At 65.9% G+C, this 20,416-nt stretch carries 18 protein-coding genes; 12 read left to right on the top strand and 6 right to left on the bottom strand.

Annotation, left to right across the window (positions count from 1 at the left end; all coding sequences use genetic code 11):
- Positions 1 to 40 precede the first annotated feature (40 nt).
- Together HEQ22_RS13360 and HEQ22_RS13355 are read left to right on the top strand one after the other, a co-directional pair.
- Positions 41 to 301, top strand: a complete 261-nt coding sequence (locus HEQ22_RS13360) for a hypothetical protein (RefSeq protein ID WP_432768377.1) — start codon at positions 41 to 43, stop codon at positions 299 to 301.
- Entirely contained in the window at positions 298 to 975 is a 678-nt protein-coding gene (locus HEQ22_RS13355; RefSeq protein ID WP_432768376.1) for a pirin family protein, read from the top strand. The genes HEQ22_RS13360 and HEQ22_RS13355 overlap by 4 nt, the downstream gene beginning before the upstream one ends.
- A gap of 70 nt (positions 976 to 1,045) precedes the next feature.
- On the opposite strand, the gene HEQ22_RS13350 is transcribed toward HEQ22_RS13355, so the two are convergent.
- Together HEQ22_RS13350 and HEQ22_RS13345 are read right to left on the bottom strand one after the other, a co-directional pair.
- Positions 1,046 to 2,323, bottom strand: a complete 1,278-nt coding sequence (locus HEQ22_RS13350) for a tyrosine-type recombinase/integrase (RefSeq protein ID WP_432768375.1) — start codon at positions 2,321 to 2,323, stop codon at positions 1,046 to 1,048.
- Positions 2,324 to 2,584: 261 nt separating this feature from the next.
- Positions 2,585 to 4,054 carry a S41 family peptidase gene (locus tag HEQ22_RS13345; protein WP_432768374.1) on the bottom strand — a complete coding sequence of 490 codons (1,470 nt, stop codon included), beginning with the start codon at positions 4,052 to 4,054 and terminating at the stop codon, positions 2,585 to 2,587.
- Between the two features lie 179 nt (positions 4,055 to 4,233).
- Between HEQ22_RS13345 and HEQ22_RS13340 the strand changes: the two genes are divergently transcribed.
- From HEQ22_RS13340 to HEQ22_RS13330, 3 genes are all read left to right on the top strand, one after another.
- The gene (locus HEQ22_RS13340) at positions 4,234 to 5,829 is read left to right on the top strand and encodes a helicase HerA-like domain-containing protein (protein ID WP_432768373.1); all 1,596 of its coding nucleotides are present in this window, start codon (positions 4,234 to 4,236) and stop codon (positions 5,827 to 5,829) included.
- Positions 5,826 to 6,278, top strand: coding sequence for a hypothetical protein (locus tag HEQ22_RS13335; RefSeq protein WP_432768372.1), 453 nt, complete (start codon positions 5,826 to 5,828; stop codon positions 6,276 to 6,278). The genes HEQ22_RS13340 and HEQ22_RS13335 overlap by 4 nt, the downstream gene beginning before the upstream one ends.
- A gap of 67 nt (positions 6,279 to 6,345) precedes the next feature.
- A complete protein-coding gene (locus HEQ22_RS13330; RefSeq protein ID WP_432768371.1) occupies positions 6,346 to 7,632 on the top strand; it encodes a cytochrome P450 in 1,287 nt (428 codons plus the stop codon).
- Between the two features lie 217 nt (positions 7,633 to 7,849).
- On the opposite strand, the gene HEQ22_RS13325 is transcribed toward HEQ22_RS13330, so the two are convergent.
- Entirely contained in the window at positions 7,850 to 9,775 is a 1,926-nt protein-coding gene (locus HEQ22_RS13325; RefSeq protein ID WP_432768370.1) for a M61 family metallopeptidase, read from the bottom strand.
- Positions 9,776 to 9,869: 94 nt separating this feature from the next.
- Between HEQ22_RS13325 and hisS the strand changes: the two genes are divergently transcribed.
- The 6 genes from hisS (at position 9,870) to HEQ22_RS13295 (ending at position 17,516) form a co-directional block, all read left to right on the top strand.
- A complete protein-coding gene (gene hisS, locus HEQ22_RS13320; RefSeq protein ID WP_432768369.1) occupies positions 9,870 to 11,165 on the top strand; it encodes a histidine--tRNA ligase in 1,296 nt (431 codons plus the stop codon).
- A gap of 116 nt (positions 11,166 to 11,281) precedes the next feature.
- The gene (gene prfA / locus HEQ22_RS13315; protein ID WP_432768368.1) at positions 11,282 to 12,349 is read left to right on the top strand and encodes a peptide chain release factor 1; all 1,068 of its coding nucleotides are present in this window, start codon (positions 11,282 to 11,284) and stop codon (positions 12,347 to 12,349) included.
- Between the two features lie 120 nt (positions 12,350 to 12,469).
- Positions 12,470 to 13,279, top strand: coding sequence for a peptide chain release factor N(5)-glutamine methyltransferase (prmC, locus tag HEQ22_RS13310; protein WP_432768367.1), 810 nt, complete (start codon positions 12,470 to 12,472; stop codon positions 13,277 to 13,279).
- Between the two features lie 278 nt (positions 13,280 to 13,557).
- On the top strand, positions 13,558 to 14,451 hold the full coding sequence (locus HEQ22_RS13305) for a DUF4167 domain-containing protein (protein ID WP_432770882.1): 894 nt from the start codon (positions 13,558 to 13,560) through the stop codon (positions 14,449 to 14,451).
- 88 nt (positions 14,452 to 14,539) lie between these two features.
- Entirely contained in the window at positions 14,540 to 15,931 is a 1,392-nt protein-coding gene (locus HEQ22_RS13300) for a DUF4139 domain-containing protein (RefSeq protein ID WP_432768366.1), read from the top strand.
- A 10-nt stretch (positions 15,932 to 15,941) separates the two neighbouring features.
- The gene (locus tag HEQ22_RS13295) at positions 15,942 to 17,516 is read left to right on the top strand and encodes a DUF4139 domain-containing protein (protein WP_432768365.1); all 1,575 of its coding nucleotides are present in this window, start codon (positions 15,942 to 15,944) and stop codon (positions 17,514 to 17,516) included.
- Between the two features lie 21 nt (positions 17,517 to 17,537).
- On the opposite strand, the gene HEQ22_RS13290 is transcribed toward HEQ22_RS13295, so the two are convergent.
- Together HEQ22_RS13290 and HEQ22_RS13285 are read right to left on the bottom strand one after the other, a co-directional pair.
- On the bottom strand, positions 17,538 to 17,915 hold the full coding sequence (locus HEQ22_RS13290; RefSeq protein WP_432768364.1) for an acyl-CoA thioesterase: 378 nt from the start codon (positions 17,913 to 17,915) through the stop codon (positions 17,538 to 17,540).
- Positions 17,912 to 18,214: a hypothetical protein gene (locus HEQ22_RS13285; RefSeq protein WP_432768363.1), complete on the bottom strand. Its 303-nt coding sequence runs from the start codon at positions 18,212 to 18,214 to the stop codon at positions 17,912 to 17,914. The genes HEQ22_RS13290 and HEQ22_RS13285 overlap by 4 nt, the downstream gene beginning before the upstream one ends.
- 130 nt (positions 18,215 to 18,344) lie before the next feature.
- Between HEQ22_RS13285 and HEQ22_RS13280 the strand changes: the two genes are divergently transcribed.
- The gene (locus HEQ22_RS13280) at positions 18,345 to 18,770 is read left to right on the top strand and encodes a CBS domain-containing protein (protein ID WP_432768362.1); all 426 of its coding nucleotides are present in this window, start codon (positions 18,345 to 18,347) and stop codon (positions 18,768 to 18,770) included.
- 12 nt (positions 18,771 to 18,782) lie between these two features.
- Here the strand turns inward: HEQ22_RS13280 and HEQ22_RS13275 are convergent, their stop codons facing one another.
- Positions 18,783 to 20,294, bottom strand: a complete 1,512-nt coding sequence (locus HEQ22_RS13275; protein WP_432768361.1) for a lipopolysaccharide biosynthesis protein — start codon at positions 20,292 to 20,294, stop codon at positions 18,783 to 18,785.
- Between the last annotated feature and the right edge of the window lie 122 nt (positions 20,295 to 20,416).

The following is a 20,416-nucleotide window of genomic DNA, read 5'->3' as shown; positions in this document are numbered from 1 at the left end:
ACCCGACCCGTTTGGGAATCCCTTTTGTCAACGCGGCCTAGTGCCGCCCGCTCTCGATCTGCCCGCGGTGACCTTCGACGGCGACGAGCTGGATGCCGCTGGCCGGAAGGCCGTGGCGACGGCGGCATGGGCCGCGCGGCGACGCGATCTGGCGCTGCGCATCGTCGGCGGAAATCCTGCCCTGCGCGCGAAGGTCGCGGCCGCGCTGGACTTGCCCGAAGAATCGGTGCGGTTGACCGCGGGCGGCGCCCGGCTCGAACTGCAATGGATCGTGACGCAAGACGAAAGCGGGCGCCCGTGATCGAATATCGCGCCGCGTCCGATCTCGGCGAGACCGATCTCGCATGGCTCCAAGCGCGGCACCATTTTTGCTTCGCCGGCTACCAGGATGTCGATCGCCTCGAATGGGGACGGACCCGTTACATCAATCACGACCGTCTCGCCGCTGGCGCCGAACTGCAACCAAGCTCCCACTTCGCAACCGAAATGCTCGTCATCGTCGAGGACGGCGAGATCTATATCAAGCGGCATTCAGGCCGCGACATGGCGATCGGGCAGAACCGCTTCGCCTATATCGCCGCCGGCACCGGAGCGGAGTTCGGCATTGCCAACCGGTCTTCGAAGCCAGCATCCTTCACCACGATCGGCCTTTCCAGTGATGCGGACGAGCGGGCCGTTTATCGTGAGCCGGTTGCGCTGTCCGCTGTGCGCGATTGGCTGGCCAGCGGCGAAGACGATGACGTCGCGCACGTCCGGCTGCGAACGTCCGCCCGGGTCAAATGGCTGGAGCTGGCAGGCGGACAGGCCCTTGATCTGCATCTGGCCAGCGAGTTCGCCTATCTCGTCGTCATGGCGGGCACGATCAACATCGAAAGCCATCGCATGACGCGCCACGATGGCCTGGCGATCCGGAACGAAGCCTGCCTGACGATCAAAGCGGAGACGCAGGCGAGCCTGTTGCTGATCGAAGGATAGCGAGCGGGAAGGCACCCAGCAGAATGGTTTTGGGATCGCTGCGCCGTCTTGCTGACGTGAACCGTCAGGCTTAACCGCCCCAGGGAAGGTGTGCCATTTGCCTTTGTGCTGCGGCGCCCGAGGCGAGTAGCTGCTCGATCTCGTCGGAAGTGCGCTGGACAGCGAGCTTCAGCGCCTCGTCGATATGCACATAGTCCTGCGTAACATTCTGCGAGGCATGGCCCAGCATCGCGCGGATGGTCAGTTCGGAAAATCCGAGGTCGCCGGCAACGCTTCCGAAGGTGTGCCTGAGCGTATGCGGCGTCACACCCGCGATGCCAGCCAGGCCGCATACGCGCTTCAGGCAATCGGTCACCGCAGTATAGGGACCCTCGCCGACCGCCGAAGGGAAGAGGTGCGGGTTGCCGGCGATCTCCGCTTGCGCCTCGAGGACACGAACCGCGGCGGGCCCGATGGCGCGGATCTGCGCGCCGCCCTTGGTATCGGGAAAGACGACATAGCCACGATCGGCGTGCAGCCAGCTGCGACGCATCGCCTGCCCTTCCTGACGGCGATAGCCGGTCAGAAGCAAGGTGCGCAGTACGCCAAGAGCGACCGGGTTTTCGCCGCCCGCCTCGGCGTAGGCCATCGCCTTTCCGAGTGTTTGGATTTCGGCGGTGCTCAGTCGCCGGCTTCTCTTCTTTCCAGCGAGCTTCTTGGCACCGAGCGTCGGATGCGTTTCGAGCAGGCCCTTGTGCTTGGCATGGCCAATGATCGCCTGCAGCGTCCCGACGCAGCGGCCTGCAACGCCGGGGCCGCCAGTTGCCATCCCGCCACGACCGCCCGTTCGGGGTTTCGCCGTCTTGCCATTCTTCACGTCGCTCTGCATCTGCTCGACGATCGCGATTGTCAGATGCTTGACGATCCGATTGCCCAGGAGGGGCGCGATGTGCGTGCGGATGCGACTTTCGTCCATCTTGAGCGACGACGATTTGATCGGCCGGTTTGCGCGGCCAAGAATATTGCCAGCGCGCGCCTCGGTTAAATACCAGTCGCACATTTCCGCCACTGTCATGCCTTTGCGGACCTGCCGCACTTTGTCGGCGGGATCTTCTCCGACAATCACCTCAGCCAGTTTCAGCTTCGCAAGATCTCGCGCTCGATCGACAGTCAGCACGCCGAAGCGTCCGAGGTTCATGCGACGCTTTACGCCTTCAGCGTTGCGGTACTGGACTACAAAGGTCTTGATCCCCGATGCCATGATCCGAAGGCCGAAGCCCTTTACCTCGGTATCCCACAGAATGACCTGTTTGGCCTTCGGCGGAACGAGGGCGTCCACGGCCCGCTTAGTCAACTTCGCTATCGGCATTGCGCATCTCCCGTTGGAGACACAGAATTGAAAATCGCCCGTGTCTCCAAAGTGTCTCCAGATTCATTGAAAATGGGGACAGCTATAGGATATGACAGGTGGAACTGATTTTCAACAAATCTAGCAAAAATAGTAGGATAGAGTAATATCGAAAGCGATGGGAAAGGTGGAATGGCAAGTTGCCAAGGTTGGGGTCGAGGGTTCGAATCCCTTCGCCCGCTCCAAGTTTGCTATCATCAGCGCGCTGCAGTGGTTCCGGCGTTAGAACAATCCGGGCAGTTCGCGCTGTGCGGCGCTCGGTTCGGTCGCGGTCAGCATCGCGGGTGCCGGCGCCAGGCCGGGCGCGGCGCCGTTCGCCGCGACGCGGCTGTCGGTCCGGCTGATGCGCGCCGTGCAGCTGTTGCCGGCGAGGAAATCGATCGCAGCGCGCAGCGACGCCTCGTTCGGATCGCCGAGCTGGAACGACAGATTGTCGTCGGCGGCGCAGCTGTTGGTGATCTTTGGCGCCAGGCCGCCATAATAGTCGCTCTGGCCGCTGGCGTTGCCCGTCGCAAAGGCGACGACGCGCATCCGGTCGTCGCATTCGGCCTTGTCGAGCGCGATCTGGCCGACCGGCTTGCCGAAGGTGTTGCTGCCGACCAGCGTCATGTTGGTGCCGAGATAGGGCAGCATCGAATTGATCACCAGCTCGCTGGCCGATGCGGTCGATCCGGTGCCGATGAAGGCGATGCGCGTCGGCGCAATCGATTCGGGCTGGCTGGCGAAGAAATGCCGCTCGTTCTCCGCCGCTTTCGACGGCCGGAAATCGGTGCGCGAAAATACCTCGCTGGCGCTGCGGTTGCGCCCCAGCAGGTCGCCCATCAGTTCGGCGGTGCTGACCAGTCCGCCGCCATTGTAGCGGAAATCGATGACGATATCGGTGACGCCCTGGTTGCGGAAATTCAGGAAGGCGGCGCGCAGCTGCGGGTTCGCCGACGAGATGAAGGTGCGCAGGTTCAGATAGCCGTAGGTCCGGCCGCCCTCGGTAATCACCTTGGCGCCGTAACGATCGGATATCGGGTCGATATCGAAATTGGCCTTGGTCACGGTGACGTCGCGGGTCGTCCCGCCATCGACGATGCGCAGCACGCGGGTCACCCCGGGGTCGCTTGGCCCCAGCGCCGCGGTGATGCCGCCGGTGCCTTCGGCCGCGACGATATTGCCGACGCTGCGCAGGTTCGCCGTGCTCGTCCCGATCGCGGTGATCTGGGTGCCACGGTCGATACCCGCGGCCAGCGCCGGCGCGCCTTCATAGGCTTCGGCGATCACGACGCGCTGCGTCCCCGCATCATAGGTCAGCCGGACTCCGAATCCCGCGCTCGCCCCGCTGGAGAAAAAGGCATTCTCTTCGGCGATCGAGGTGATGTAGGTGAAAAAACGGTCCTTGCCGGAGGCGCGCGCCGGCGCGACCAGCGCGTCGATATAGGATTGGACGCTGCTGTACGCCGACGGGGTGAGGCCGCCGGCGACCTCGCCGGGGAACAGATACCATTCGTCGATGACCGCCTTGGCAAAGCCTTGCCGCGCCGCCAGGCCGCAGCTTGCGGTCGGGGTGGGGGTCGGCGAGGGGGTCGGCGTGACGGTGACCGGCGGCGCGCTGCCACCACCACCGCCGCCACCGCCACCGCAGCCGGTGAGCATCAGCGCCGCCATCGACAGGACAAGGACGGATTTATGTGAAATTCGGCGCATCTGATTTCCCCGGTTGTTCGCCGCACGGCGGCCGGTGCCATCGTTGCGGTGGGCAACATGTATCGGCGATGAAAAGACGGGGCAATGATGTCGATCAATATGGGCGGCAGCGGTTGCCGATTGCCTGACCCTGCGCCCCGCTCTAGACCGCTGAGAGGGTAACGAGCGGAGGATGACGGGTGAGCGACGATAGCACGGCCAGCGAAATCTATATCGGGCTTGGCGGCGGCGGTGCCGCCGACGGGCCGCGCCAGTCGCTCGTGCTCAAGCGTGCCAACCGCCACGGGCTGATCGCCGGCGCGACCGGCACCGGCAAGACGGTGACGCTGCAGGGACTGGCCGAGGGTTTCTCCGCCGTCGGCGTGCCGGTGTTCGTCGCCGACGTGAAGGGTGACCTGGCCGGCATGGCGATGGCAGGCAGCCCGATGGCAAAGGTCCACGAGCCCTTTTCGAAACGTGCCGCCGAGATTGGCGATACCGAATGGGCGTATCGCGACAATCCCGTGATTTTCTGGGACCTGTTCGGCGAGCAGGGTCATCCGGTTCGCACGACGATTTCCGAAATGGGGCCGCTGCTGCTCGCGCGGCTGATGGGGCTCAACGAGGTGCAGGAGGGCGTGCTCGCGATCGCGTTCCGCGTCGCCGACGAACAGAATCTGCTGCTGCTCGATCTGGGCGATCTGCAGGCGATGCTCGTCTGGTGCGCCGAAAACGATGATGAACTCACCACCAAATATGGCAATGTGTCGAAGGCGACGGTCGGCACGATCCAGCGGCAATTGCTGACGCTCGAAAGCCAGGGCGGCGCGAACTTCTTCGGCGAACCGGCGCTCGACATCCACGACATGATCCGCTGCGACGAAAATGGGCGCGGCTATGTCAACATCCTCGCTGCCGACAAGTTGATGGCGAGCCCGAAGCTGTATGCGACCTTCCTGCTCTGGATGCTGAGCGAGATGTTCGAGACGCTTCCCGAAGTCGGCGATCCCGACAAGCCGAAGCTGGTCTTTTTCTTCGACGAGGCGCACCTGCTGTTCGACGATGCGCCGCCGGCGCTGACCGACAAGATCGAGCAGGTCGTGCGCCTGATCCGATCGAAGGGTGTCGGGGTCTATTTCGTCACCCAGAATCCGATCGACATTCCCGAGGATGTCGCCGGCCAGCTCGGCAACCGCGTCCAGCACGCGCTGCGCGCCTTCACCCCGCGCGACCAGAAAGCGGTGAAGGCCGCTGCCGACACCTTCCGTCCCAATCCGAAGGTCGATGTCGCGCGCGAGATCACCGAGCTGAAGGTCGGCGAGGCGCTGGTGTCGCTGCTGATGCCCGACGGCGCGCCGTCGCCGGTCGAACGCACGCTGATCAAGCCGCCCTGTTCGCGCGCCGGCCCGCTCGACGCCAAGGAGCGCGCGATTATCAGGTCGATCTCGCCGGTCGAGGGCAAATATGACACCGCGGTCGATCGCGAGAGCGCCGAGGAATTGCTCGCCGCCAAGGCCGAACAGGCGCAAGCGGCAGCAATCGAGGCCAAGGCGCAGGTCGAGGCCGACAAGCAGGCGGCGATCGCCGCGAAGGAAGCGGCGAAGGTGAAGGCCGCCGAGGAGCGCGAACGGTTGCGGCTGGAAAAGGTGGCGGCACGCGAAGCTGCCAAGCCGTCGATGACCGAAAAGATGGTGCAATCGGCAGCGCGCTCGGCAGCGACGAGCATCGGGCGGCAGGTCGCGGGCAAGTTCGGCGGTCAGCTGATGCGCGGGATTTTGGGCAGCCTGTTCAAGTGAGCGCCGCCGATGCCGCGGCGATGGAGGCGAGCCTGGTGGCCGTCGCCGACGCCGGCATCGACATCCGTCATCCGCTGTTCGAGCGTTTCTTCGCGGCCTTTCCCGACCGGCGACCGAGCTTCATCTCGGTCGATGCCGCGTCGCGGCGGATGACCGACGAGACGCTGCAGATGATGCTGGGGCTGGCGCAGGACGAAAGCTGGGTGTGGCCGCTGGTTGCTGAACTTGTGTTCACCCACCGCAGCTATGGCGCGTTGCCGATCGGCGAATATGACGCCTTCATCGACATGACGGTCAACGAACTGGGCCTTGCGGCGGGCGATGCGTGGTCCGCTGCTGCCGCCGCTGCGTGGCAGCAAAATGCCGAGGCGCTGAAGGCGATGATCCGCAAGGCGCGCGCCGACTGGGCCGATGCGATGCCGGCCGGGGCGCCGCAGTTGGCGGAGTGACGCGGCGGTCGCATTTCCATCTCCTCCCCCCTCGACTCCGCCGCCGAATCGCGGCAGCATGGGTTTCATGACAAAACCTATATTGCCTGGAGAGGTAGCCGCCGCCGTCGTCGATCCCGTCGCATACGGGCAATGGGACGCGCTTCACGAACAGCTGGCATGGGCGCGTGCGCATGCGCCGCTCGCGGTCGCCGAAAATCCGGAGGTCGATCCGTTCTGGCTGGTGACCCGCCATGCCGACATCATGGCGATCAGCCGCGACCCGCAGCGCTTTGCGAGCGGCACCCGTCCGACCGTGCTGACCAACCGCGACGGCGAGGCGATCGCGCGCGCCGCCACCCCGAACAATGACGGCCACCTTATCCGCTCACTGGTCCAGATGGACGCCCCCGACCATATGAAATACCGCCTGCTCACCCAGAGTTGGTTCATGCCCAAGAATCTGAAGATCGTCGAAGAGCGCATCCGCACGCTGGCGCGCGAGACCGTCGATGCGATGCTCGCCGCCGGTCCCGAATGCGATTTCGCGCGCGACGTCGCCTCGCATTATCCGCTGCGTGTGATCATGGACATCTTGGGCGTGCCGCCCGAGGACGAACCGCGGATGCTCATGCTGACGCAGCAATTGTTCGGATCGACCGACCCCGAACTCAACCGCAGCCGCGAGGCGATCACCAGCGCCGAACAGGCGATCGCGATGCTCAACTATGTCATCGCCGATTTCGAACAATATTTCGGCGCGCTGACCGCCGATCGCCGCGCCAACCCACGTCAGGACATTGCGACCGTGATCGCCAATGCGACAATCGACGGCGGGCAGATCCCCGACCGCGAACTCGCCGGCTATTACATGATCATCGCGACCGCGGGGCACGACACGACGAGCGCGTCGACCGCGGGGGCGATCATGGAACTGGCGAAAAATCCGGCGCTGTTCGCCCGCTACCGCGACGCGGCGAGCGACAAGGCGGGGCTGATCGAGGAAGCGATCCGCTGGACCACCCCGGTGCAGCATTTCATGCGCAGCGCGCGGGAGGATGTCGAGGTTGGCGGGCAATTGGTCCGCGCGGGCGACTGGCTGATGCTGAACTACGTCTCGGGCAACCGCGATGAGGGGGTATTCGACGATCCGTTCGCGTTCGACCCCGACCGGCCGAAGAACCAGCAGATCGCCTTCGGTTTCGGCGCCCACGTCTGCCTCGGCCAGCATCTGGCGCGGATGGAAATGCGGATATTGATGGAAGAATTGCTGCCGCGGCTGAAAAGCCTGGAGCTCACCGGCGATCCGGCGCGCGTCGAATCGGTGTTCGTCGGCGGGCTGAAGCGCCTGCCGATCCGGTTTGCGGCGGCTTAGGAGGGCGCGGGGGCTTTCACCCGGCGACCGCCGTAACCGATCCTCCCCGGAACGGGGAGGGGGACCACCGAAGGTGGTGGAGGGGTACGCGGTGCCGAGCGCAGCGTATGCGGGCCTGTACCCCTCCACCACCCTGCGGGTGGCCCCCCTCCCCCTGCGGGGGAGGATCGGCAATGTCCGCTCGCCATCCTAGAGCCGGATACGACCGCCCCTTGTCTCAAAGCGCCCGTTTCGGCGCCAGCAGTGCGTCGAAGGCATCGGGGCCGGTGCCCGCCTTTTCCAGGTGCGGCCAGCGCAGTCCGCCGCGGTAATCGATTTCGGCGGTGCGATAACGGCCGCCGCGCTCGACGAGCAGGGTCACGGGGGTCTTGCCGTCGGCGGCGGCGCGGATTGCCGCCTCGATCCGCTCACGGCTGTAGCTGGCGCCATCGACCGCGAGGATTTTGGCCCCGTTGACGATATCGGCCTTGAACGCCGGACCGTCCCAGAGGATGGACCCTGCGACGCCGTCCTTGTCGATCACCATGCCGAGCGAATGGGTGAGGTCGGTGTTTTTCGCCTGCGCCATGCGGTCGCGGTCATAGGCGTTGGGGGTGTCGCGCCAGACGAGGCGATAGCCTGCGGCCTCGATGCCCGCGGTCGGCGCCGGGCGGCCCGCGGTCTGCATCCGCTCGCGCAGGAATTTCGCCCAGTCATAGGGATGCACGGCGTTCAGCGCCGCAGCGACATCGTCGAAATCATAGGTCGCCTGGCCCCAGTCGCCGTCGCGCCCGCCAAAGAACAGGCGGGCGAAATCGTCGAGGCTTTTGGCGCCCGCGGTGGCGCGGCGGATCAGCATATCGGCCTCGAGCCACATCAGCGACCCTTCGTTGTAATAATCCTCGCTGCGCGACCAGCTGGCAAAGGGTTTGGGCTTGCGCGCCGCGATCACCGGATCGAGCGTCGTATCCTCGACCGAGCGCCATGCGCGGCCGGGCTGGGCGCTGAAAGCGCCGGCGTTGGTCGCCCATTCGGCAAGGATCATCTCTTTCGACTGCATTCCCGACCGGCCGGCGAGGACCAGATCCCAATAGCTCGTCTGGCCTTCATAGACCCACAGCAGATTGTCCTGCATCGGGGTGCGGTAATCGGGGGTCCATAATTTGTCGGGGCGGCGATATTTGCCGTTCCAGCTGTGCACCAATTCGTGCGGCAGCAGCCCGCGTTCCCAGTCGTTGTCGTCCCATTTGGTGAAATAATCGACCGCGCGGCCGTTTTCGCTGCTGCGATGATGTTCGAGCCCGATACCGCCAAGCTCTTCGGTGAGCGCGAGCAGAAATTCATAGCGGTCGAAATGCCGGGTGCCGAACAGCGCGACGGCTTCGGACACCAAGGCTGCGTGGCGCGCGATCTGGTCGGGGCTGGCCGCCAGATATTTTTCCTCGTCGGCGACGACGTTGAGCGTCACGCCATGGCCGAGCGCCCAGACGCGGTAATATTTCCCCGCGAACATCGGGCTATCGATCAGATTTTCATAGCTGGTGACGCCGAAGCTGTAGCGGTTGCCGTTGACCTTCAGCCCGTCGAGCGCCGCGGCGCCGGTCCAGCCCTGCGGCAGGGTGACGTCGAGCTGCACCGGGATCTGCCGCGTAAACCAGCCCGCGGGATAGACGCTGACCTGCTCCCACTGCAGGTTCATCATCGCCGGAGTGACGACAACGCGGCCCTCGCTGGTGCGGGTGGGCGAGAGGAAGTCGAACGCGATGTCGATGCTCTTTACGCCCTGCGGCACGTCGATGTCGAAGGCGTAGACATCGGTCGGCTGGCGCGTCCAGGCAAGCGGCTTGCCGCCGGCGCTGGCCTTGAAACCCGCCACCTCGGCGATCGCGCCGCGCGGGGCGTGCTTGCCGGGCAGCCATTCGGGATAGAGCAACGTGAGCTTGCCGGCCTTGGCGACCGGGATCGTCTGGCGGACATGGAAAATGCCGCGCGCGACGTCGGTCGCATCGACCCGCAGCTGCATGGTGCCGGGGTAGGGCTTGTCGGCGGGCAGCGGGATGGTGAGCGGCTGGACGACCGGTTGCGGGCGGCTGTTATCGGTTTGCGCGGCTGCGGCGGGGATGATCGCGATGAGGGCGGCTGCGACGAATGGTGCTTTTTTCATGGCGTGGGTTACTGCCGGGAAATGAGCGCGAGGTCCAGACGCGAGCCTCAAGCGCGCTTTGCCTTTCGATGAAAAACCATTAGACGCGCGGCCCATGAGCAAGGACAAATCCGCCAAAATCCCGACCCCGCAGGCTGTGCGTGGCACGCAGGACATGCTCGGCGATTTCGCCGACCGGTTTCAGCATGTCGTCGATACCTTCGATCGTGTGCGCCGCCTCTACGGCTACAAGCGCATCGAGGTGCCGGTGATCGAGCCGACCGCGGTGTTCGCGCGCTCGCTGGGCGAGACGACCGATGTCGTGTCGAAGGAAATGTATTCGTTCGAGGATCGCGGCGGCGAGTCGGTGACGCTGCGCCCCGAATTCACCGCGGGTATCGCGCGGGCGTATATCACCAACGGCTGGCAGCAGTATGCGCCGCTGAAGGTCGCGACGCACGGACCGCTGTTCCGCTACGAACGCCCGCAAAAGGGGCGCTATCGCCAGTTTCATCAACTCGACGCCGAAGTGCTCGGCAGCGACAGCCCGCTCGCCGACGCCGAGCTGCTGGTGTTCGCCGACCAGTTGCTCAAGGAATTGGGGATCTCCGAGGGTGTGACTTTGACCCTCAACACGCTGGGCGATGCGGCAAGCCGCGATGCGTGGCGCGCGGCGCTGGTCGAGCATTTCGAAGCGCACCGCGGTGACCTCAGCGAAGACAGCCTCGCGCGGCTCGACAAAAACCCGATGCGCATCCTGGACAGCAAGGATCCCAAGGACCGCCCGATCGCCGACAGCGCGCCTGACATCGATGCATTCCTAACCGGCGAAGCGCAGGATTTCTTCGGCGCGGTGACGTCGGGTCTCGACGCCGCGGGCGTCGCGTGGGAACGCAACGCGCGACTGGTGCGCGGACTCGACTATTACCGCCACACCGCGTTCGAATTCGTCACCGACCGGCTCGGCGCGCAGGGCACCGTGCTCGGCGGCGGGCGGTATGACGGCCTGATCGAAGCGCTTGGCGGCCCGCCGACGCCGGCGGTCGGCTGGGCGGCGGGGATCGAGCGGCTGGCGATGTTGGTGGAAAGCGCTCCGGTTGAGCCCTTGATTGCAGTGATACCGGACAATCCGTCGCTTGAAGGCGATGCAATCAACATAGCGTATCGACTGCGGCAACAGGGCTTCAGAACGACCATTGCATATCGTGGTAACGCCAAACGTCAGGTTGAGATCGCAAGAAAGGTCGGTGCTGATGCCGCTCTTTACGTCAGGCCCCAACCCGACGACGGTTCATCTCGATACCACCTCACCGAATTGAAACCTGACCCGGATCGTTTGTTCTTAGGTCGTGTGCTTCAAGCTATCGGCCCTGGCGTGGGCGGGTTGTCCGGCGGAGATTCTGGATTTTGAGAGCCTGTGTGAATGAACTCGTCACCCCGGACTTGATCCGGGGTCCAGACGACGCCAGCGGCCATGGATCCCGGATCAAGGCCGGGCTGACGAAGATTTGAAACGACAGTGAGTAGATGACCAACGTATCCGAACGCCAGATCGACGCCATCATCGAACGCCACGCTGCCCTTCAGGCGCGCATGGCGACCGGCGATATGGCGCCCGCCGATTTCGTCGCGGCGTCGAAGGAGTTCGCCGAGCTCGAACCCGTCGCCACCGCGGCGCGTGAAGTCGTAAGGCTGCGCGCCGAACTGACCTCGTTGAACGAAATGCTCGCCGATCCCGAGATGAAAGCGATGGCGGCCGAGGAAATCGCCGCCGTCGAGGAAGCGCTTCCCGCGGCCGAACACGGCCTGGCGCTCCAGCTGCTCCCCAAGGATGTCGCCGACGAACGCGCCGCGATGCTCGAAATCCGCGCCGGGACCGGCGGCGACGAGGCGGCGCTGTTCGCGGGCGATCTGCTGCGCATGTACAGCCGCTTTGCCGATACGCAGGGGTGGAAGGTCGAAATCATCTCGGCGAACGAGGCCGAGATGGGCGGCTATAAAGAGGTCGTGGCGTCGGTCAGCGGGCAGGGGGTGTTCGCGCGGTTGAAGTTCGAAAGCGGCGTCCACCGCGTCCAGCGCGTCCCGGCGACCGAAAGCCAGGGCCGCATCCACACCAGCGCCGCGACCGTCGCTGTGCTGCCCGAGGCCGAAGAGGTCGACGTCGCGATCAACGACGGCGACCTCAAGATCGACATTTATCGCGCATCGGGCGCCGGCGGCCAGCACGTCAACACCACCGACAGCGCGATCCGCATCACCCATATCCCGTCGGGGTTGGTGGTGATCCAGCAGGACCAGCGCAGCCAGCACAAGAACCGCGCCAAGGCGATGGGGGTGCTGCGCACGCGACTGTACGAGCTGGAACGCGCGAAGATTCATGACGCCGAGGCGTCGGCGCGCAAATCGATGGTCGGGTCGGGCGACCGCTCCGAACGCATCCGCACCTATAATTTCCCGCAGGGACGGGTGACCGACCATCGCATCAACCTGACCCTCCATCGCCTGCCCGAAATCCTCGAAGGCGCGATGGACGAGCTGATCGACGCGCTGATCGCCGAGGACCAGGCGCAGCGGTTGGCAGGGCTGGGTGATTAAAACGCCAAATACCCGTTCGCATCGAGCGACGTCGAGATGCCCCTCGGTCTTGCGCTGTGTCGAAGAGTGTCTCGACTTCGCTCGACACGAACGGAATCATGCGTGGGCGGAGTAACGCAAATGCTGCGCGATGCGGCGCGGCGGCTCGCGGGCGTCTCCGATACTGCGCGGCTCGATGCCGAATTGCTGATGGCGCATGCGCTGGGGGTCGAGCGGCAGGCTTTGCTGCTCGACCCGTCGCGCTTTGCGGTGCCGGCGGACTTCGACGCGTTGGTCGAACGGCGGCTCGCGTCGGAGCCCGTTGCCTATATCGTCGGCTATCGTGATTTCTGGACGATCCGGCTGGCGGTCGGCCCCGGCGCGCTGATTCCGCGCCCCGACAGCGAGACGCTGATCGAAGCGGCGCTGGAGCAAATCGGCGACAAGGATGCGCCGCTGCGGCTTCTCGACCTTGGCACCGGGCCGGGAACCCTGCTGCTGGCCTTGCTGTCCGAACTGCCCGAAGCGGTCGGCGTGGGGATCGATGCGTCGGCGGCCGCGCTTGCCTTCGCCTCCGACAACGCCCGACAGCTCGGCTTGGCGGACCGGGCGACATTTCGCGAGGGCGACTGGGGCGAGCGCGTGGGTGGCGACTTCGAGCTTATTCTCTGCAACCCCCCCTATATCGCGGATGCCGAGCAACTGATGCCCGATGTCGTCGATCATGAGCCGGCGGGGGCTTTGTTTGCCGGAGCAGACGGGCTGGGAGACTATCGCCGGATCGTCCCCGACCTGCCGCGGCTGCTCGCGCCGGGGGGCGTGGCGGTTATGGAAATCGGTGCGACGCAGCGCATCGCGGTCGGACGGCTTGCCGAAGCGGCGGGGTTTGCCGTCCACTGCCGGCAGGATCTCGGCGGACGCGACCGGGCGCTTGTCCTGACCCGCGCCTGACGCCGCCCCTGCAAGAATTTTCTTGGTTTCCGCCGGAAAGCGCGGTAGAGGCCGGACACAGACCTGATCAGGGTCCCTTTGGCGGTGCGAAACGTATCGATACTGGTCCGGCGGGTCTGCTTCCCACTTACGATGCTGGTGCGGCGCCGTTTCGGTTTCGCGCAAGCGGTAAAGGGCAAAGCCGCGCACAGAGCGCGGGCACGACGCGCAAATGGCGCCGTCGGCCAAAAGGGGTTGGCACAGCTTATTAGCTTTTCGACAGGATGTCTCAGTTGAACATGAACAACCGGCAAAGCGGTCGCCGTCGCGGCCGCAACAATAACAGCAACAACAATAACAATCGCCCGCAGTCGGGTGGACGCGGTGGGGTCGATCAGGCCAACCGCATCGACAGCCGCGCGCGCGGTAACGGCGCCCAGATGATCGAGAAATACCGCAACCTGGCGCGCGACGCGCAGCTGGCCGGCGATCGGGTGCAGACCGAATATTATCTTCAGTTCGCCGACCATTATTTCCGCGTCGTGAGCGATTTCCGCGCCCGGCAGGAAGAAAAGGCCGCGGCGAACGGCCAGGAACGCAGCCACGACCGCAGCCGCGACATTCGCGGGGTCGAGGATTTCGACGGCCATGACGACACCGACGGCGATATCGACGGCGACCGCGACGACGGCGACAACGGCGACGACCGGAACGAGCGCAGCGATCGTAACAATCGGGGCGACCGTAATGACCGGAACGAGCGCAGCGACCGCGGCCAGCGCGAGACGCGCGGCAATCGCGATGCGCGCAGCGACCGCGACGACGACAATCGCGGCAACCGCCAGCCGGCCCGCGCCCGCCCGGTTCGCGATCAGGACGACGATGACGCCGACACCGGCCGCAATGATCGTGGCGAAACCAGTGCGCGCGATGACGATGATGCCGGCGAGCCCGCCCGCGCGCCGCGCGCCGCGCGCCGTCCCGCCCGCCGCCCGCGCCAGGACGAAACACGCCAGGACGATGCGAACGAAACCGCGGGAATCGACAGCGCGGCGCTGCCGCCCGCGATCGGCCGGCCCGAGCGCAGCGCCGATGCCGATACCGATGGCGGCGAAGACGCCCCGGCGCCCAAGGCCCGCCGTCCCCGCCGCACCCTTGCGACGCGCGGTCCCGGGGTCGAAGCGGCCGAATAATATCGGCGCGGCGCCAGCCTGATTTCGCGCTGGCCAAGGCCGCGGACATGACCTAGCGTCCTCGCTCAAACCGGCGGGGAGATGGATTATGCGCGCTTTGGCAACGGCTTGCTATCTGGCGGCGGCCGCCGTGCCGCTTGTGTCGGCTCCCGCCGCGGCGCAGCAGGAACTGGGCGGGTCGGCGCAGGGCGATGTCGCCGTCACCATTTATAACAATGGCCAGTCGCTGGTGCAGGACGACCGCCAGCTCAGCGTCAATGCGGGGCGCAACCGCATCGAATTTCCCGATGTGTCGGCGCGCATCCGGCCCGAGACGGTGACGCTGTCGGGTCCCGGCCTCACGATCGTCGAGCAGAATTTCGATTTCGACCTGCTCACCCCCGACAAGTTGATGGACAAGGCGGTCGGCCAGTCGATCACGCTGGTGCGCACGAACCCCGCAACCGGCGCCGAAAAAACCGAGCGCGCGAAGGTTCTCGCTGCCAATGGCGGCATCGTGCTCCAGATCGGCGAGCGGATCGAGGTGCTGCGCGACGACGGCTTGCCGGTGCGTGCGGTGTTCGACCGGCTGCCGCCGAATTTGCGCGCCCGCCCGACGCTGTCGGTGACCGTCGATGCCGCCGATGCCGGGACGGTGCCGGCGCGGCTGGCGTATCTTACCCCCAATCTCGGCTGGACCGCCGATTATGTCGCGCTGTTCGACGCGGCAAAGGGGGCGATGGACATGCAGGGCTGGGTGACGCTGACCAACAGCACCGGCACAACCTTCAACAATGCGCGCACCTTGCTGGTGGCGGGCAACCCCGGCGGCGGCGGTGGTTTTCGGCAGGTGCCGGGGACGATGGACAGCGCAGGGACCGAATCGAACGATCGCGAACGGCTCGGCGACTTCTATCTCTATCCGCTTGGCCAGCGCACGACGATCGCCAACGCGCAGCAGAAGCAGGTGAGTTTCCTCGACGTTAAGGGGGCTCCGGCGCGGTCGACCTATGAATATGTCAACCGCTGGCTCGGCGCCAACAACGAGCCGGTGAGCACGGCGAGCGTGCTGCGCTTTTCGACCTCGCGTCAGGGCGGGCTGGGCGACCAGCTGCCCGCCGGGACGATCCGCGTCTATATGCGCGACGCGCGCGGCGACCCGCAGTTCATCGGCGAGAATCAGATCGGCCATACCCCGATGGGATCGTCGATGTCGCTGCGCACCGGCGACGCCTTCGACGTCAAGGTCCAGCCGACGGTGGTGTCGCGCACCCGCAAGGGCGATTCGCGCTGGATGACGAAAATGAAATACACCGTCAGCAACGCGCGGCCCGAGGCGGTGACGGTGCTGCTGGCGCAGGACGGGTTGTATGGCGACGTGCGCATTTCGGACGAAAGCCTGAAGGGCGAGCGGGTGTCGGCCGACCGTGTCGAATGGCAGGTGCCGGTACCCGCGAACGGCAGGACCGACGTCACCGTCACCTTCGATTCGCGCTATTGAGGCCCGCAGGGTGCGGGCGTGGCCGCTGCTGCTATCGCTGATCGGGCTGCTGGCGCCGCTGGCGGCGCGGTCGCAGCCCGCAGCGCCGATCACCGTGTCGGCGAAAATCGACGATGCGGCGGTCACCGTCTACCGCGCCCCGACCCGCGGCGCCGGGCCGATCAATCCTAACTGGCCGCAAGGCTTTGCCTTCATCACCGAAACGCGCACCGTGACGCTGCCCGCCGGCGTGTCGGTGCTGCGCTTCGAGGGCGTTGCTGAAGGGCTGCTGCCCGAAACCGCGGTGGTCAGCGGTCTGCCCGACGGGGTGATCGAGAAGAATCGCGACGCGCGGCTGCTGTCGCCGGCGGGGCTGGTCGATGCCTATCTGAAGCGCCGCGTCACGCTACGCCGGACCAGCCTCGCGACGGGCAAAGTCACCGAGCAGGAGGCGGTGATCCAGGCCGGTCCCAATGGCGGGGTCATATTGGAAACCGCAAGCGCGTTCGAAGCGCTCGCCTGTTCGGGGCTCCCCGAACGCATGCTGTATCCGCGCGTACCGAAGGATCTGTCGGCAAAGCCAACGCTGTCGGTGCTCGTCGAAAGCCGGACCGCGCGCAAGGTGACGGTGCAACTGCTGTACCTGGCCGAAGGGTTCGACTGGGCCGCCAACTATGTCGCCGATCGCGCCAGCGACGGCCGGACGCTGGGGCTGACCGGCTGGATCACCGTGGCCAATGGCGGGGTGACGAGTTTTCCGGGGGCGCAGCTCAACGTCATCGCGGGGCGGCTGAACAAGGTCTACAGCCCGCCGCTGCCGCGCAGCACGCCGGGACCGCTGACGCTCAAATGCTGGCCGATGGACATCACCAGCACGCACCCGTTTTGGGAACTCCCGCCGATCATCGAGGTCGAGCAGGCATATGGCATGGCCGACGCCGAGGAAGTGGTGGTGACCGGCGCGCGCATGGAGCGCAGCGCGATGGCGATGGCACCGCCGCCCCCGCCCGCACCACCGCCACCGCCGCCGCCGCCCGCCGAGGATCTGGGTGACCTGAAATTCTATCGCATCCCGTTTCGCGTCGATGTGTCGGCCAAGGGCCAGAAGCAGGTCGCGCTGCTCGCCAAGGACCGCGTCGCGGTCGAGCAGCTTTATGCCGGCACGCTGTATGCCAACGGCGCGCCGCAGCCGCTGACGACGCGGCTGCGCGTTCAGAACAACGAGGCCGACGGACTGGGGCTGGCGCTTCCCGCGGGCAGCGCGGCGGTGTTCGAGGACGTCGGCGGCCGCCGCTTGCTGGTCGGTGAAGCGCGCATCGGCGACAAGGCGAAGGGCGAGCGGGTCGACTACGACATCGGGCAAAGCCCCGCGGTCCAGTTTCGCGCCATGGTCCGCAACGATCCCGACCCCGATTACCGGCAGTGGCGGGTGATGCTGACCAACGCCCGGCCGGTCGCCGCCGAGGTCGAGATGCTGATCCCCTTTGCGCTCGACCCGGCGCCCGAAGGGTGGGAGCGGCGCGGCGCGAACTGGGTGTGGCGGGTGCGGGTGCCCGCGAACGACCGGCTGGTCCAGGAATTCCGCCAGAAACTGAGGGGCGACTGATTCGCCGCCGCAGGGCGGGCGTCAGGCGACGGGAAGCGCCCGCGGGCGGTGGTTTTCGTCGAGCGCAACGAAGGTGAACAGCCCGCCGGTGACCTTCACCTCCTGCTGGTCGCGGCCGCGGGTGGCGATCACCTCGATGCGGATGCCCATCGAGGTGCGGCCGCGGCGTTCGAGATGCGCATAGACCGAGATGATGTCGCGCAGCAGGATCGGGGCGATGAACTCCATCGCCTCGATCGCGACCGTCGCGGTCGGCCCTTGCGCGATTCGCGCCGCGACGATGCCGCCGGCGATGTCCATCTGGCTGAGCACCCAGCCGCCGAAGATATGGCCGTTGGCGTTGATGTCGGCGGGCGCCGGGACGACGCGCAAAATGGGATCGAGGGGGGTGTCGGTCATGGCTGCAAATCCGGATCGTCTTTGAAGGGGTCTTCGATCGCCTCGTCGTGCCCGCTGCCGCTCGACAGGAAAACAAGTCCCATCAAAGCCGCGCCGAGCATCACCGACAGGCCGACACCCGCCGCGGTGGCGATCATCATGTGGAGGGTCAGCGCCGCGCCCATCGAGACGCGCAGCCATGCCAGCGCGCCGACGACGGCGAGCAGCGACACGAGTACCATTCCGCGCATCAGCCGGCGATAGCGCGCCCAGGCCACCTTGGCGGTGTCGGCGCGGTCGAGCGGAGAGGGTTTGACCATGACCGCCTCCATGAACCAGACGAAGCGGGAGGCCAAGCGCGAAAGGCGCGGGCGCGCGCACCCCTTTCGGGCCAACCGCGAATCATGATAGACTTGGCATCCAGAGAATCGACATGGGGAGCGGCAAGGCATGACGATCGGAGCGATATTGCACGGACGCAGCGGCCCGGTGATTTCGGCGCGCAAGGACGACACGGTGCGCGCGGTGCTCGACCTGCTCGCGCAGCACCGCATCGGCGCGGTGCCGGTGGTCGAGGGCGATGCCATCATCGGCATCTTTTCCGAACGCGACCTCGTCCGGCTGATGTCGTCCTATGGGCCCGAGGCGCTCGATCGCCGGCTCGACGATGTGATGACCAAATCGCCGGTGACCTGCGATCCGCACATGGCGGTGATCGGCGCGTTGTCGCAGATGACCCAAAAACGCATCCGCCACCTGCCGGTGGTCGAAGGCGGCAGACTGATCGGATTCGTGTCGATCGGCGACCTCGTCAAATACCGGATCGACCGCATCGAGGCCGAGGCCGCGGCGATGCGCGACTATATCGCGTCGTAATTTTTCGGGCGGCTAAGCCGAATCGGGCATCTGCCGCCGCAGCACTAGGCGGAGAACCTCGGCGATCGCTTCACGCTCGAGCACCCACAGCAGCGCTACATAGAGCACCCCCCCGAGCCCGACGAGCAGCATCAGGCGAAACGGCGCGGCCCAGCCGAGCGGTACCAGCAACTGCGCTGCGACCCCGACCCCGACCGCCATCACCAGCGCCGGCGCGAGGCCCGGCAACATCGCGCGCCCGATATCGCCGAGCGACACCCCGATCAGCGGCGCCGACAGCCGCGCGGTGATCAGCAGCAGCAACGGCGCCGCGATCAGCCACGCCCATGCCATGCCGACCAGTCCCCACTGCGCGCCGATCAGGAACGCGATCGGGAACAGGATCGCCCCGCCGAGCGAGGCGAACATCGAAATCGACGGTCTGCCGAGCGCGTTGGTCACCGGCGCAAACAGAATCTGCACCGTCATCAGCAGCAGCGCGAGCGACAGCAGCTGGATATAGGGGACCATGCCGAGCCATTTGACGCCGAACAAGGTCTCGACCATCGGCGCAGCGGTGACCGCCAGCCCGCAATAGAAAGGCGCCGCGACCAGCATCAGCAGCCGCACCGTCTTCAGGAAGTTCCAGCGCACCGCCGCCATGTCGCCCTTGATCCGCGCATAGGCGGGAAAGGCGACTTCGTTGAGCGGCGGCACGAACTTGGCCATGAAGATCTGCGCGAGGAACAGCGCCTCGGCATACAGGCCGAGCGCGTGCGGTTCGAATCGGCCGCCGGCAATGAACACGTCGGACTGGCTTTGCACCAGCCAGAAGAACTGGCTCATCAGCACCGCCGAGCCGAATCCGACGATGTGGCCGCAGCCGCGAAAGTCGAAACTGGGCCAGACGAGGAGGCGCGCGACGATGGTCAGCCCGATCGCGCGCGTCCAGAACAGCGCGATCGGCGCATAGACGAGCGTCCACACGCCATAGCCCGCGAGCGCGCAGCCCAGCGCGGTGCCCGCCCCCGCGAGCGCGGCGAGCAGGTTGACGATCGCCTGGCGGCGAAAGTCGAGCGCGCGGCTCATCATCACCTCGGGCAGCGCGATGAAGGGGGTGGCGAGGAACATCAGCGCCTGGACGCGCAGCAGGTCGGCGACGATCGGCTGGCCATAATAGGCGGCGGCGACCGGGGCGCCGAAATATTGCACGGCCGCGAGCAGCGCGTTGAGCAGCAGCAGCAGCCCGAACGCCTGGCGGATGCGGAACGGATCGACCGAATCGGACTGGACCAGCGCGCTCGCGAATCCCCAGCCGTTGAGGAAGGCGAGGAAGGACAGCACCACTTGGGTCATCGCGAACAGGCCGTAATCGGCCGGATTTAGCAGCCGAATCACGAGCAAAGTCGACGACCAGGTGATGATCTGCGCCAGAATCTGGCTGCCCGAGCGCCAGATCACGGCGCTGCGCACGCGGCTACCGAACGCGGCGGCGCTTTCGCTGTCGGCGTCGGGGGCCTTGAAATCTGCGCTTTCGCTCACCATTTGGTCCTTCTGGCACCGGGGGCATCCCGGCGCGTCGAACATCCTTTGAAACAAAATTGCAAAAAGGTTGTTGACGCGAATCGATGAGGGGCTTAGAGGCCTGTTCACCGGACGGGGCGCGG

This window comes from Sphingopyxis sp. (assembly GCF_050916055.1).
In the GTDB taxonomy this organism is placed as follows: Bacteria; Pseudomonadota; Alphaproteobacteria; order Sphingomonadales; family Sphingomonadaceae; genus Sphingopyxis.
This window is presented reverse-complemented; position numbering and strand designations above follow the sequence as displayed.

Bases quoted from the DNA above. Each gene is read 5' to 3' on its own strand.
- HEQ22_RS13300 (WP_432768366.1), top strand. From the start codon at position 14,540: ATGCGCGCTTTGGCAACGGCTTGCTATCTGGCGGCGGCCGCCGTGCCG.
- HEQ22_RS13275 (WP_432768361.1), bottom strand. From the start codon at position 20,294: ATGGTGAGCGAAAGCGCAGATTTCAAGGCCCCCGACGCCGACAGCGAA.
- HEQ22_RS13305 (WP_432770882.1), top strand. From the start codon at position 13,558: ATGAACAACCGGCAAAGCGGTCGCCGTCGCGGCCGCAACAATAACAGC.
- HEQ22_RS13325 (WP_432768370.1), bottom strand. From the start codon at position 9,775: ATGAAAAAAGCACCATTCGTCGCAGCCGCCCTCATCGCGATCATCCCC.
- HEQ22_RS13330 (WP_432768371.1), top strand. From the start codon at position 6,346: ATGACAAAACCTATATTGCCTGGAGAGGTAGCCGCCGCCGTCGTCGAT.
- HEQ22_RS13345 (WP_432768374.1), bottom strand. From the start codon at position 4,054: ATGCGCCGAATTTCACATAAATCCGTCCTTGTCCTGTCGATGGCGGCG.
- prmC (WP_432768367.1), top strand. From the start codon at position 12,470: ATGCTGCGCGATGCGGCGCGGCGGCTCGCGGGCGTCTCCGATACTGCG.
- prfA (WP_432768368.1), top strand. From the start codon at position 11,282: ATGACCAACGTATCCGAACGCCAGATCGACGCCATCATCGAACGCCAC.
- HEQ22_RS13290 (WP_432768364.1), bottom strand. From the start codon at position 17,915: ATGACCGACACCCCCCTCGATCCCATTTTGCGCGTCGTCCCGGCGCCC.
- HEQ22_RS13285 (WP_432768363.1), bottom strand. From the start codon at position 18,214: ATGGTCAAACCCTCTCCGCTCGACCGCGCCGACACCGCCAAGGTGGCC.
- HEQ22_RS13280 (WP_432768362.1), top strand. From the start codon at position 18,345: ATGACGATCGGAGCGATATTGCACGGACGCAGCGGCCCGGTGATTTCG.
- hisS (WP_432768369.1), top strand. From the start codon at position 9,870: ATGAGCAAGGACAAATCCGCCAAAATCCCGACCCCGCAGGCTGTGCGT.
- HEQ22_RS13350 (WP_432768375.1), bottom strand. From the start codon at position 2,323: ATGCCGATAGCGAAGTTGACTAAGCGGGCCGTGGACGCCCTCGTTCCG.